The organism is Streptomyces sp. NBC_01296 (assembly GCF_035984415.1).
Taxonomy (GTDB): Bacteria; Actinomycetota; Actinomycetes; order Streptomycetales; family Streptomycetaceae; genus Streptomyces.
This window is the reverse complement of sequence record NZ_CP130720.1, coordinates 1,318,689-1,331,162: the sequence shown is the minus strand read 5'-3', so window position 1 is coordinate 1,331,162 and position 12,474 is coordinate 1,318,689. Positions and strand designations below refer to the sequence as shown.

The window sequence follows — 12,474 nt, the reverse complement described above, 5'->3', positions numbered from 1 at the left end:
ACCACTTGAGGGGGAACGCATGAGCACGACCCGGAACCCGGGCACCGAAGCACCCACGACCGCGGCAGAGATCCTGCAGCGGGCCAAGGCACTGGCTCCGCGGCTGCGGGAGCGGTCGGCGGAGATCGAGCAGGCCCGGCAACTCCCGGCGGACGTCGTGGACATGCTGCGCGAAACCGGAGTGTTCCGGATGTGCTTCGGGCCCGAGTGGGGTGGACCCGAGCTGACGTCGATGCAGCAGGCCGAGGTCGTGGAGACGCTGGCCTACGCAGACGCCTCGGCCGGCTGGTGCGCGGCGATCGGCGCGATGACCGGGGCGATCAGCAACTTCCTGGACCCCGCCGTGGTCAAGGAGGTGTTCCCGAGCCTGGACATGATCACCGCCGGGCTGATCGCGCCGGCCGGGCACGCCGAGCGGGTTCCCGGCGGCTTCCGGCTGACCGGCCGGTGGTCGTTCGGCAGCGGGATCACCCATGCGGACTGGGTGACCTCCGGGGCGTTCATCTACCAGGACGGCAAGCCGTGGGCGAGTCCGGACGGCAGCAACGCGCACGCGTCGCGCCAGTTCCTGGTGCCGGCCCACGAGGTCGGGGTCGTCGGGAACTGGGACACCACCGGCCTGTGCGGCAGCGGGAGCAGCGACTACACGATCACCGACGTGTTCGTGCCCGAGGAGCACACCTACACCTTCTACAAGGTGCGGGGCCGCACGGACACCCCGATCGCCCAGCCCGACTCCTTCATGCGCAGCCTGTGCGCGGTGCCGCTCGGGGTGGCCAGGGCCGCCCTGGACCACGCCCGGGAGACCGCGCTGACCCGGGTGGACAAGATGACCGGCACGGTGTGGGCGGACACGTTCCGCGTGCAGGTCACCCTCGCCGAGTGCGAGGCGGAGTTCAACGCCGCCCGCAGCGGCGTCTACAGCAGCTCGCAGCGGCACTGGGACGTACTGGCCGGCGGCGGAACCCTGGACGATCTCACCGCCACCGAGCGGGCCGCCTCATCGCTCGCCTGGGTCCACGCCTTCCGCACCTCGCGGGCGATCGTGAACCGGCTCTACGACCTGCTCCAGGCCTGGTCGATCAACAGGTCCTCGCCGATGGACCGCTGGATGCGCGACACCGCGACCATGTGCCAGCACGTCGCCGCCTCGGACCTGATCCTCGAATCCGGCGGCGCCTACCTGCTGGGCCGGCCGCCCAAGTTCCGGATGAGCCTCGGCATCGTCAAGTAGGGCCAAGTGAAAGGCGATCACATGACCATGACCCGGACCCCGGGGGCCGAGGTGCCCGCCACGGCGGCGGAGCTCCTCGCCCGCACGAAGGAGCTGGCGCCGCTGCTGCGGGAGCGGTCGGCGGAGATCGAGGAGGCGCGGCGGCTGCCCGCGGACGTGGTGGACATGCTGCGCGACGCCGGGGTGTTCCGGATGGCCTTCGGCCGTGAGCTGGGCGGCCTGGCGCTCACCACGATGGAGCAGACGCAGGTCGTCGAGACGCTCGCGCACGGGGACGCCTCCGCTGCCTGGTGCGCGGTGATGGGCGCGAGCGGCGGCATCTTCAGCGCCTTCCTCGACGAGACGGTGGCCAAGGAGATCTTCCCGACCCCGGACACGATCATGGCCGGGCTGCTGCAGCCGACGGGTCGCGCCGAGCGGGTTCCCGGCGGTTTCCGGCTCTCCGGCCGCTGGTCGTTCGGCAGCGGCATCACCCACTGCGACTGGGTGACCTCGGGCGCGTTCGTCTACCAGGACGGGAAGCCGTACGCGAGCGCGGACGGCAGCAATCCGCACGAGTCGAAGCAGTTCCTGGTGCCCCGGGCCCAGGTGGAGGTCATCGACAACTGGCACACCATGGGGATGCGCGGCACCGGCAGTTGCGACTACACGATGGCCGATGTCTTCGTCCCCGAGGAGCACACGTACAGCTTCGGCAAGGTACGCGGCCGGCCCGGCCCGCTCGCCCAGCCGGACGCGTTCACGCGCAGCATGTGCGGGGTGGCGCTCGGGGTGGCCCGGGCCGCCCTGGACCACGCCCGGGAGATCGCCCGGACCCGGGTCGACCGGATGACCGGGGTGGCGTGGAAGGACCACTTCCGGGCCCAGGTCACGCTCGCCGAGTGCGAGGCGGACTTCCTCGCCACCCGGTGCGGGGTGTACGGGAGCCAGCGGCGCCAGTGGGAGGTGCTGGCCGCCGGGGGCACCCTGGACGACCTCACTCCCGAGGAGCGCGCCGCGTCGCCGCTCGCCTGGGTGCACGCCTTCCGCACCTCGCGGTCGATCGTCAGCCGGCTCTTCGACCTGCTCCAGACCTGGTCGATCCACCAGTCGTCCCCGATGGACCGCTGGATGCGCGACACCACCACCATGTGCCAGCACGCCACCGCCCAGGACCGCATTCTCCAGTCGGCCGGCGCCCATCTGCTGGGCGGGAAACCCGAGTTCGGGATCAGCCTCGGCATCGTCAGATAACGCAATTCGCCTGCGTGAGCGTGCAGGCCAGGGGGGAGAAATTCCGATGGGCCGAGGCCTGGTGCTTTTGGTCAATCCCAACAAGGTGCACCCACCGATCGCGCCCTATGCGCTCGATGTGCTCACGACCTCGTTGGAGGCCGCCGACTTCGAGGTCGAGGTGGTCGACCTCACGTTCCACCGGGAGGACTGGAAGTCCTGCCTCTCCGAATACTTCGGAGCGCGCAGTCCGGTCCTCGTCGGTGTCACGATCCGCAACACCGACACCGTCTACGCCTTCGAGCAGCGCCCCTTCATCGGGGAGCACAAGGAGATCATCACCGAGATCAAGCGCCTGACGGACGCGCCGATCGTCGGCGGCGGCATCGGCTTCTCGTCCATGCCCTTCGCGCTCGTCGACTACTTCGGCATCGACTTCGGCGTCAAGGGCCCCGGCGAGCAGATCATCTGCGATCTCGCCGACGCGCTGGTCACCGGGCGCGACACGGGCACGGTGTCCGGTCTGCTGTGCAACACGGGGGAGGGGGTCGTGCGGGTACCGCCGCCGGCGCTCTCCCCGGCGCCCCGTCACGCCTTGGCACCGCGGCCCGCCGGGCAGTTCGAGGACCGGGTGTGGCAGGTGGACCAGGCCGGTACGTATCTGCGCCGCTCCGGCTCGCCGCACAAGGTGGACAACCTGCTCTACTACCAGCGCGGCGGGCTGGCCGGCATCCTCACCAAGAACGGCTGTACCTACCGCTGCTCGCACTGCGTCGAACCGGACGCGAAGGGCATCCGGTTCGGCCGGCGCGACGTCGCCGCCGTGGTCGACGAGATGCAGTCCCTCGCCGCGCAGGGAATCCTCGACCAGCACACCACCGACAGCGAGTTCAACCTGTCGATATCCCACGCGAAGCAGCTGCTGCGCGAGATCGTCCGCCGCAGACACGCCGACTCCGGCAATCCGCTGAACGAGCTGCGGCTGTGGGTCTACTGCCAGCCTTCGCCGTTCGACGAGGAGTTCGCCGAGCTGCTCGCGGCCGCGGGCTGCCGAGGGGTGAACGTCGGCTCCGACCACGTACGGGCGGACATGCTGCGCGGCTGGAAGGTCACCGGGAAGGGCACCACGTACTACTCCTTCGCCGACACCGAGAAACTGGTCCGGCTCTGCCACGCCAACGGCATGATGACCATGGTCGAGGCGCTGTTCGGAATGCCGGGCGAGACGCCGCAGACCATGCGCGAATGCGTCGAGGCGTTCATGGCACTGGACGCCACCGTGACCGGGTTCTCGCTCGGGCTGCGGCTCTTCCCCCACACACCGCTCGGCATCGCGATGGCAGAACAGTGCGACGGGGTGCGGACGGTGCCCGGACTGCAGTCGAACACGGCCACCGGGCCGATCGTGCTGAAGCCGCTGTCCCGGTGCTCGGGCCCGGTCGAGTACGAGCGGCAGTTCATGTTCGACGAGTCGGGCAACTTCCGGCTCGTCTGCTACTTCTCGCCGGATCTTCTCGAGGACGCCGAAACGGTCAAGGACCCCTCCGGGCGGTGGAGCCGGTCCGTGGAACTGCTCTGGGAGCTGGTCGACCCCTCCGACCACCACCGGGTCATGCTGCCGACGCTGGCAGGATCGAGCGAGCACGACAACAACTACGCGGACAATCCGTTCCTGACGAGTCTCAGTGGACTCGGATACACCGGAGCATTCTGGGCGCATTGGCGAGACCGGGAGGCAATTCTCCGTCAAGCGCAAGAGGTAGGAATGGCAGAGTCCGCAGAAAACTGACATGGCCGGATGTGAATGTCGCTGCCGACATGGCGACCGCACCGCGCGGATATCCCCCTGACCGTTGCGGTAAGACTGACCCGTGCACCATTCTGGTGACGGCCGGTCGGCCTGGGCCACCGTAAAAGATCGATTCGGGGGGAAGGTAGAAATGCATCAGACGACAAACATCAAGGGGCTGCTCTGGCCGCTCTCGTCACAGGGTGAGGCGCAAAGGGAGTTCACGGGCCGACGACCCGACGGTGATCTCGCGGTCGTCGCCAGACCCATCGCCACCGTCACCGTCGTGCTCGCCGACGCGCAGCCCGCGATTCGCCACGGAGTCCGTTCCGTCCTGGAACGGTCCGGGGGGATATCCGTCGTCGGCGAGGCCGCCACGGCGGACGAGGTGATCGCGGAGATCTGCCGCTGCCGGCCCCACGTCCTCGTGGTCGACCCGCTCATGGATGAACGCGCCGGTATGCGGGTGATATCCGAAGTGCTCAGATTATGGCCCGAAACGGGCATCCTCGTCTTCAGCTCGGTCGACGACGACCGCGTCATCACCGCCGCCCTCCAGGCCGGTGCGCGCGGCTATCTGTTCAAACGGGCCGACGCGGACCGGATCCTGCGCGGCATTCAGGCCGTCGCGGCCGGTGAGGGAATCGTCGACAAGTCTATCGCCAACAGGCTCGGAGCCCTGATGTGCCCGGAGTCGACCGGGCGGTATTACTACCCCTTCCCGCAGCTGACCGACCGGGAGCGGGACGTTCTGGAACGCATCGCCGCGGGCAAGTCGAATGCCGCCATCGCCCGTGAGCTCGTGCTCGCATCGAAGACCATCAGCAACCGCGTCTCCACGATATTCGGAAAACTCGGCGTGGCCGATCGGTCCCAAGCCATCGTGCTGGCCCGCGACGCGGGTCTGGGGCACGGCTGATCGGCCGATATCACCACATGCGACAGCGTGCGGCAGATTCCCTTTCGATGAGGGAACAATTCCCCTGTCGAAAGGGAGCCGCCTTCTCCTAGCCTGATCGGCGTCGCCCGCCGCCGGAATGCCGCAGTGCCGGAAATACCGCAACGCCGCAACGCCCCAACGCCCCAACGCCGCAACGCCGCAATGCCGCAATGCCGCAATGCAAAGACGTCGAACGGAGCGGAACGTTGACCGACCAGGAACACCCCGACGTGGAGATCCGCACGGCGGAGCCGGACCACCTGCTCCGGGAACACGGCCTGGACCTCAAGCTGCTGTACCCCTGGCCGGGGCTGGAAGCGCCGTTCCGCGGGGCATGGTGCGTCCTGCGCCCCGGCGACGTGTCGCAGGCGCACGCCCACCGCGAACGCGAGATGTTCATCGCCATGGCCGGCCGCGCCGAGGTGGTCTGCAACGGCCGCCGGTGGAAGATCGCGGCGGGGGACATCGCGTTGATGAAGGGCGGAGCCGAGCACCACATCGTCAACGAGCACGACACGGACTTCTCCTACTACGCGATCTGGTGGGGCCGGAGCATGTCGGCCGAGTTCCTCGCCGGGCAGCCCGCGCAGGACACCGAAGCGGACACGGCCCCGTGATCGACTACGACGGCCGCAGGTTCCGCAAACCGCAGGGCGACATCCGCACCGTCGCCGTCTACCACCAGCAGGGCGACCTGGTCTGGGGCGAGGTCGTCGGCGGCGAGGTGCGGCGCGGGTGGACCGTCGGCACCTGCACGCCGGACGGCACCCTGTCCATGGGCTACACCCTCGTGTTCGCGACCGGCGAGGTGGTCTGCGGGCGCACGGTCAACACACCCGAGGTGGCCGAGGACGGCCGCCTGCGGCTGCGCGAGGTCTGGGAACGCTACGGCCCGCACGCCGCGACGGGGATCTCCTACATCGAAGAGGTGCAGTGAACGGCGCATCCGAGGCGGACTGGCAGCGTCTGGAAAAGACGGTGGCGGGCCGCGTACTGCGGCCCGGCGATGCCGGTTTCCGCGAGTCCAGCACCCCGTTCAACACCCGCTACGCCTCGACCACGCCGAACGGCGTCGTGTCCGCGGCGAACCACGGCGACGTACGGCGCGCCCTCGCATGGGCCCGCGACACGGGCGTCGGCCTCGTCGCCCGCAGCGGCGGCCACAGCTACGCGGGCCACTCGGTCAACACCGGCCTCGTCCTCGACCTCAGCGCGCTGAACACCGTCGTCGCCGACGGCTCCACCGGGCTCGTCACGGCCGCCGGAGGGGCCCGCATGGCCGACGTCCACGCGGCGGTCCAACCCCATGAGATGGCGTTCGCGCTGGGCAACGGAGCCTCCGTCGGCATCGCCGGCCTCACGCTCGGCGGCGGCTCCTCCGCCACCTCGCGCAAGCTCGGACTCACCGCGGACGCCCTCGTCCGGACCACCCTCATGACCGCCGAGGGCGAGGTGCTGACCTGCGACGCCCAGGAGAACCCGGACCTGTACTGGGCCTGCCGCGGCGGCGGAGGCGGGAACTTCGGCATCAACCTGTCCTTCACCTTCCAGGCCACCGCGGTGCCCGACGTCTCCACCTGCCTGCTCCTCTGGGACGGGGCCGACGCCCCCGCTGCCTTCGCGGCGGTGCAGGAGGCCGCCCGCCACGCACCGGACGAGTTCTCGCTCCGGCTCGGCGTCGCGGCCGCCGACGGCGACCCCGTGGTGTCGGCCGTCGGACTGCACCTGGGACCCGCGAGCGAACTGCGGGAGCTGCTCGCCCCGGTCCTCGCGGCGACCCGGCCCGTACGCGAGGACATCGCCGACCGCACGTTCTGGGAAGCCAAGGACTACCTGCTGCACGAGACCTCCGCCGGGGCGTTCGCCGTACGGACGAACTTCGCCGCCGAGCCGCTGCCCCCCGAGGCCATGGCCGCCGTCATGGCTCGGCTCGCCGGCCGGCCGGGCAGCGGCAACCCGGACGGCTGCGGCCTGGCCCTGTACACCTGGGGCGGCGCGATCAACCGGGTGGCCCCGGCCGACACCGCGTTCGTCCACCGCGACGCACAGTTCCTGGTCACCATGGACACGTCCTGGACCGGGCAGGACGGTCCGGACACCGTGGAGGCGAACCTTCGCTGGCTCGCCGGTCTGCAGGAAGAGGTCGCGCCGTACGCAGGCGAGGGCGCGTACCAGAACTTCATCGACCCGGACCTGCCGGACTGGCGCACCGCGTACTACGGCGCCAACTATCCGCGGCTCGTGGAGATCAAGAAGCGCGTGGACCCGGACGGCTTCTTCACCTTCGGGCAGGGCATCGGATCGTGACGGGACCGTGTCGGTCCCGCCGGTAGCCGTGCGCATCCTGCGCATCTTCTGTACCGGCCTGGGTAGGCGGCTTCCATGAGCGAGGAGACCCGCACGCTGCTTCTCGGCGGCGGGACGCACGGAGTCGTCACCCGCTGCCGGGACTTCACGCGCCAGGCGCTCACCGAGTGGCGCTGGATCACTGACGAGCCCGCCGGCGGGCCCGGCGCGCAGCACCCGTACGGCGCGGACCGGCAGGAGGCCGCCGAGGACGTCCTGCTGCTGGTCTCCGAGATGGTGAGCAACGCCTGCATCCACGCCGGCGGCCCCCGCGCGCTGGTGCTGCGCCGCAGCGCCGGCCGGCTCCGGATCGAGGTCGGCGACGGGAGCCCCGAGCACCCCCGTCGCCTGCGGACGACCGGTTCCGCCCTGCCGGGCGGGCACGGCCTGCTGGTCCTGGAGCGACTCGCCCGCAGCTGGGGCTGTGAGCCCTACGCCGACGGGCAGGTCGGCAAGACGGTGTGGGCGGAAGTCCCGGCGCCGCTCACGGCTCCGGTGGCCCGTCCTCGAGGAGGCCCGACCGCAGAGCGGTCAGCGTCCGGTTGAGCAGCCGCGAGACGTGCATCTGCGACAGCCCCAACCGTTCGCCGATCTCGGACTGCGTCAGCCCGTGGCCGAAGCGCAGCGACAGCAGGGTGCGCTCCCGCGCGGGCAGTTCGGCCAGCATCGGCTTGAGCGACTCCAGACACTCGATCGTGTCGTACGCCGGCTCCTCCTCGCCGAGCGAGGGCCGGTCTGCGTACGCGTTCCGGTCGCCGTCCTCCTGCACCGGCGCGTCCAGCGAGCGCGCGGAGTACGCGTGCGCCGCCTTCTGCCCTTCCACGAGCTCCTCGGGCGAGACGCGCAGCCGGCCGGCCAGCTCGGCGTCCGTGGGCTCGCGGCCGAGGTCCTGCTCCAGCGCGTCGTGTGCCTTGGCCGCGTCGATCCGCAGTTCCTGGAGCCTCCGGGGCACCTTGACGGCCCAGCTCGTGTCGCGGAAGAACCGTTTGATCTCGCCGACGATGGTCGGCATCGCAAAGGTGGTGAACTCCACGCCGCGCTCCGGGTCGTACCGGTTGATGGCCTTGATCAGGCCGATCGTGCCGACCTGGACGATGTCCTCCATCGGCTCGCTCCGGCCGCGGAACCGGCGGGCGGCGAATTTCACCAGGCTCAGGTTGAGCTCGACGAGGGTGTTGCGCACGTACGAATACTCGGCGCTGCCCTCGTCGAGGGCCCGCAGCCGGTGGAACAGCGCCCCCGACAGCGTCCGGGCCTCACCGGTGCTCACACTCAGCGTGTCCTGCGGAATGCTTTCGGTGATGTCTGCGTACGGCATCTCTGCTCCTCCGACGGATGGTCGCGTCGCAGAGGGCTGCGGCACGGCCGTCTCGTGAGCTGTCCTTCGGGGTATACCCCCGTCCGGGTGATATGAAGCGGCGCATTCCGGAAGCCGCAGCTCAGAGCCCTGCCTCCGGGGAGCGCAGGGCCTGGCGCACCGACCAGACGACCGAGACCAGCGGTACCGCGACCACCGCGCCCAGCACGCCCGCGGCGATGGCCCCCGCGACCACCGACAGGGCCACGACCACCGGATGCAGCTGCACCGCCCAGCTCATCAGCATCGGGTGCAGCACATGCCCCTCGATCTGCCCGATGATCACGATCAGACAGACCACCAGCGCCGCGACCAGTGGCCCCTTGGCGGCCAGTGCGACCACGACGGCCACCGCGAGGGCCACCGGCGAGCCGATCAGCGGGACGAACGCGGCGAAGAACTCCAGCAGCGCGAGCGGCACCGCCAGCGGCACGCCCAAGGCGTAGAGCGCGATCCCCACCAGGATCGCGTTGGTCGCGGCGACGAGCACGATGCCGTGGGTGTACCCGGTGAACGTGCGCCACGCGGCCCGCCCGGCGACCGAGATCCGCTGCTGCGCGCCCTGCGGGAACTGGGAGCACAGCCAGCGCCACTGCCTGTCACCCGAGTAGATGAAGAAGACCGAGCAGAACAGTGACAGGGCCACCACGGTCAGGGCCGCCACCAGCCGCCCGGCGCCGGTCACGGCCGTGCTGAGCAGGGTCGCGCGATGGCTGGAGAGGTACACGCCGATCTTGTCCCGCAGATCGCCCAGCGCATGGGGGCTCAGCCGCAGGGGCGGCCGCTCCAGCAGGGGCTCGAGCCGGTCCAGCCCCGCCCGGAACTCCGCCACCAGCGAGTTCCACTCCGCCGCCACCGTCTCGCCGACGAACGCGAGCGCGCCCAGCCCGAGCACGATGCTGCCGACGAGTGCGCAGGCCACGGCGAGGGAGCGGGGAATCCACCGGGCCAGCAGATCGGCCACCGGGCGCAGCAGCGCGGTGGCGACCAGGCCGAGGAAGACGGCCACGCCGACCTCGTGGAACCGCCCCAGCACGATGAACACCGTGTACACGACCGCGCCCACCACCAGCAGCCGCCAGGAGTAGGCCGCGGCCGTCCGCAGCGGGGGCGACACAACCGAGGGCACGTACGGCCTGACGGCGGGCCTCCCGCCCGGGCGGCGGCCGCGGGCACGGGCGCGGCGCGCCGCCACCCGGCCGCGCGGGCCCTGCGTACGCGGCCTCTCCGTACGCGCCCCGGCCGGGCGGGACTCCGGCCGCCCTGCGGATCGCCTGGTCATGTACCGCCTCTGCCGGTGGCCCGATGGGTGCATTTCCCTGTGAACTGCCACGCTGGATCCGGTACCCCACGCACGAGGGGCCAGATTCGCCCGAAGGAACCGCCGAATGCCCGGGCCCGAGGCCGGGTCCGCCTCTCCGGCTTGAGGCGCTCCCCGCGGGGCAGGAGCAGGGCCCGCGGGACCGCGGACGGACGGGCGCCGACCGCGCCGGGGCCTTCCGGACCACAGGAGGTGAAGCTGGTGCGCATCGCTCTTCCGACGGCGTCCACAGGCGCCGAGGAGCCCGAAGAGAGCAGGAGTCCGGCGCGACATGATCACGATCGGGGTTGAGGAAGAGTACGTCCTGCTGGATCCCGTCACCCATCTGCCCGTGGCCCGGGCGGAGGAGGTGCGGGCAGCGGCGGGTCTCGTGTCATGGGTGGGCGAGGGCGAGGTGCAGAACGAGCTGCTCCAGGCCCAGGTCGAGGTCGCCACACCCATCTGCACGGACCTGGACGAGGTCGCGGGCCACCTGCTGCGGCTGCGACACGCGGTCGGCTCCGCCGCCGAGGAGTACGGCTGCCGCCTCGCCAGCTCCGCCGCGGCGCCCCTGCGCGACACGGTGCCGGTCCCGGTCACCCAGACCGCGCGGTACCTCAAGATGCGGGACGAGGCCTGCCGGCTGGTCGACGAGCAGCTGATCAACGGCATGCACGTGCACGTGGCGGTGCCCGACCGGGAGATGGGCGTGGCGGCCCTGAACCGGCTGCGCGTCTGGCTTCCGACGCTGCTGGCCATGTCGTCGAACTCGCCGTTGTGGGACGGGTGCGACACCGGATTCGCGAGCTGGCGCACGATCGTCTTCGGCCGCTGGCCGGTCAGCGGCCCGACACCCTTCTTCCGTACGCTCGCCGACTACGAGGAGCGCATCGAGGCGCTGCTGGACGCGGGCCTGATCGCCGACCGGGGCCAGCTCTACTGGCAGGCCAGGCTGTCCGAGCGCTACCCCACGCTGGAGGTGCGGTGCCTGGACGTGCAGCTGGACGCCAGCGACGCGGTGCTGCTCACCGGGATCGTGCGTGCGCTGGTCAGCACCGCGATCGCCGAGGAGAAGGCCGGAATGGCGCCCCCCGAGTGCTCGCACGAGCTGCTCCAGGCGGCCATGTGGCACGCGGCCCGGCACGGCTTGGACGGCACCCTCATGGACCCGCAGGGCCACCGGCGCAGCGCCGGCGACGTGCTGTGGCTGCTGATGCGGTACATCACGCCCGCCCTGGAGGAGGCCGGGGACCAGCGCGAGGTGGGCTCCCTGCTGCACCGGCTCCTGCAGCAGGGCACGCCCGCGGACCGGCAGCGCCGGGCCCTCGCGGACGGGGGCATGGCGGCCCTCGCCGACCTGATCACCGGGCAGGGCGCCGTGACCGGGGGCTGAGACCTGCCCGGGCCGCCCCGCGCCGACGTGCGGGGCCGCCGCCCGGACGCGACGATGAGCGGGACGAAGGACGGAGCGTGCATGGTGGAGATTTCTACGAGGGAGGTCTTCGGCGCCCCCTGCTGGGTCAGCCTGATGGCCCGAGATCTCCAGGGAACCCAGCAGTTCTACGGTGCGGTCCTCGGCTGGAAATTCCGGCCCGCGCGGCTCGGCGAGGGGTGGACGGTCGCCGAGCTGGACGGGCTGCCGGTCGCCGGGATCGGGACGCTGACCGCGGACCTGGCGGTCGCCGTGGCGTGGACCCCGTACTTCGCGGTCGACGACGCCGATGTGGTCGCGGACCGCGTCCGCGAGCGCAGCGGCACCGTCGCCGTCGGTCCGGTCTCCTTCCCCTCCGGCGGCCGCGGCGCGCTCGTCGCCGACCGGGACGGCGCGGTCTTCGGCATCTGGGCCGGCGGGGTGTCGGCCGACTGGCGCGTGGGCCACGGCCCGGCGCCCGCCTGGCTGGAGCTGCGGACGAGGGACGCCTTCGAGGCGGCGATCTTCTACGGCGAGGTACTGGAATGGGCCACCGGCCGTCCCGGCTGCTGCGAGGTCTCGTACGAGAACGACCAGGTCGTCCTGCGGCAGGCGGGCGAGCCCGTCGCCCGCCTCGACGGCGGGATCACCGAGGCCGCTGCGCACGCACCGGAGACCAGGCCCCGCTGGCACGTCTACTTCCGCGTCCCGGACCTCGACGAGGCCATCGAGGCGGCCACCGCCGCCGGCGGGACCACCCTGTCGACCGTCGTCTCGAGCGCCACCGACCGCTGGGTCACCCTGCGCGACCCCGAGGGGGCGATGTTCACCGTCACGGCCGCCCGCGAGGAGCCCGGGACGGGCTGAGCACGGGCGGCGAGGTGC

The 12,474-nt window shown here is 71.2% G+C and carries 12 protein-coding genes; 10 read left to right on the top strand and 2 right to left on the bottom strand.

The genetic code is table 11. The features are described from left to right. Nucleotides 1-19: 19 nt before the first annotated feature. From OG299_RS06425 to OG299_RS06390, 8 genes are all read left to right on the top strand, one after another. Nucleotides 20-1,234: an acyl-CoA dehydrogenase family protein gene (locus OG299_RS06425; RefSeq protein ID WP_266635603.1), complete on the top strand. Its 1,215-nt coding sequence runs from the start codon at nucleotides 20-22 to the stop codon at nucleotides 1,232-1,234. Nucleotides 1,235-1,255: 21 nt separating this feature from the next. Further along, the gene (locus OG299_RS06420; RefSeq protein WP_327360832.1) at nucleotides 1,256-2,467 is read left to right on the top strand and encodes an acyl-CoA dehydrogenase family protein; all 1,212 of its coding nucleotides are present in this window, start codon (nucleotides 1,256-1,258) and stop codon (nucleotides 2,465-2,467) included. Nucleotides 2,468-2,513: 46 nt separating this feature from the next. Next, nucleotides 2,514-4,235 (top strand): tryptophan 2-C-methyltransferase, encoded by a 1,722-nt coding sequence (gene tsrT / locus OG299_RS06415; protein ID WP_327360831.1) that lies wholly within the window; start codon nucleotides 2,514-2,516, stop codon nucleotides 4,233-4,235. A gap of 151 nt (nucleotides 4,236-4,386) precedes the next feature. Beyond that, on the top strand, nucleotides 4,387-5,154 hold the full coding sequence (locus OG299_RS06410; RefSeq protein WP_327360830.1) for a response regulator: 768 nt from the start codon (nucleotides 4,387-4,389) through the stop codon (nucleotides 5,152-5,154). A gap of 227 nt (nucleotides 5,155-5,381) precedes the next feature. Next, nucleotides 5,382-5,792, top strand: a complete 411-nt coding sequence (locus tag OG299_RS06405; protein ID WP_327360829.1) for a cupin domain-containing protein — start codon at nucleotides 5,382-5,384, stop codon at nucleotides 5,790-5,792. After that, complete coding sequence (locus OG299_RS06400; RefSeq protein WP_266635613.1) at nucleotides 5,789-6,112, top strand: avidin-fold protein; 324 nt, start codon at nucleotides 5,789-5,791, stop codon at nucleotides 6,110-6,112. The genes OG299_RS06405 and OG299_RS06400 overlap by 4 nt, the downstream gene beginning before the upstream one ends. After that, nucleotides 6,109-7,482 carry an FAD-binding oxidoreductase gene (locus OG299_RS06395; RefSeq protein WP_327360828.1) on the top strand — a complete coding sequence of 458 codons (1,374 nt, stop codon included), beginning with the start codon at nucleotides 6,109-6,111 and terminating at the stop codon, nucleotides 7,480-7,482. Before OG299_RS06400 ends, OG299_RS06395 begins: the two co-directional genes overlap by 4 nt. A 75-nt stretch (nucleotides 7,483-7,557) precedes the next feature. After that, the gene (locus tag OG299_RS06390) at nucleotides 7,558-8,067 is read left to right on the top strand and encodes an ATP-binding protein (protein WP_266635617.1); all 510 of its coding nucleotides are present in this window, start codon (nucleotides 7,558-7,560) and stop codon (nucleotides 8,065-8,067) included. Here OG299_RS06390 and OG299_RS06385 read toward each other — a convergent pair. Both OG299_RS06385 and OG299_RS06380 read right to left on the bottom strand, forming a co-directional pair. Beyond that, the gene (locus OG299_RS06385) at nucleotides 8,006-8,839 is read right to left on the bottom strand and encodes an RNA polymerase sigma factor SigF (protein ID WP_266635619.1); all 834 of its coding nucleotides are present in this window, start codon (nucleotides 8,837-8,839) and stop codon (nucleotides 8,006-8,008) included. The two genes, OG299_RS06390 and OG299_RS06385, sit on opposite strands and share 62 nt — an antisense overlap. A gap of 121 nt (nucleotides 8,840-8,960) precedes the next feature. Beyond that, nucleotides 8,961-10,160, bottom strand: a complete 1,200-nt coding sequence (locus tag OG299_RS06380) for an AI-2E family transporter (protein ID WP_327360827.1) — start codon at nucleotides 10,158-10,160, stop codon at nucleotides 8,961-8,963. A gap of 310 nt (nucleotides 10,161-10,470) precedes the next feature. Between OG299_RS06380 and OG299_RS06375 the strand changes: the two genes are divergently transcribed. Beyond that, the gene (locus tag OG299_RS06375) at nucleotides 10,471-11,571 is read left to right on the top strand and encodes a carboxylate-amine ligase (RefSeq protein WP_327360826.1); all 1,101 of its coding nucleotides are present in this window, start codon (nucleotides 10,471-10,473) and stop codon (nucleotides 11,569-11,571) included. An 81-nt stretch (nucleotides 11,572-11,652) separates the two neighbouring features. Next, the gene (locus OG299_RS06370; protein WP_327360825.1) at nucleotides 11,653-12,456 is read left to right on the top strand and encodes a VOC family protein; all 804 of its coding nucleotides are present in this window, start codon (nucleotides 11,653-11,655) and stop codon (nucleotides 12,454-12,456) included. The last annotated feature ends 18 nt before the right edge of the window (nucleotides 12,457-12,474 follow it).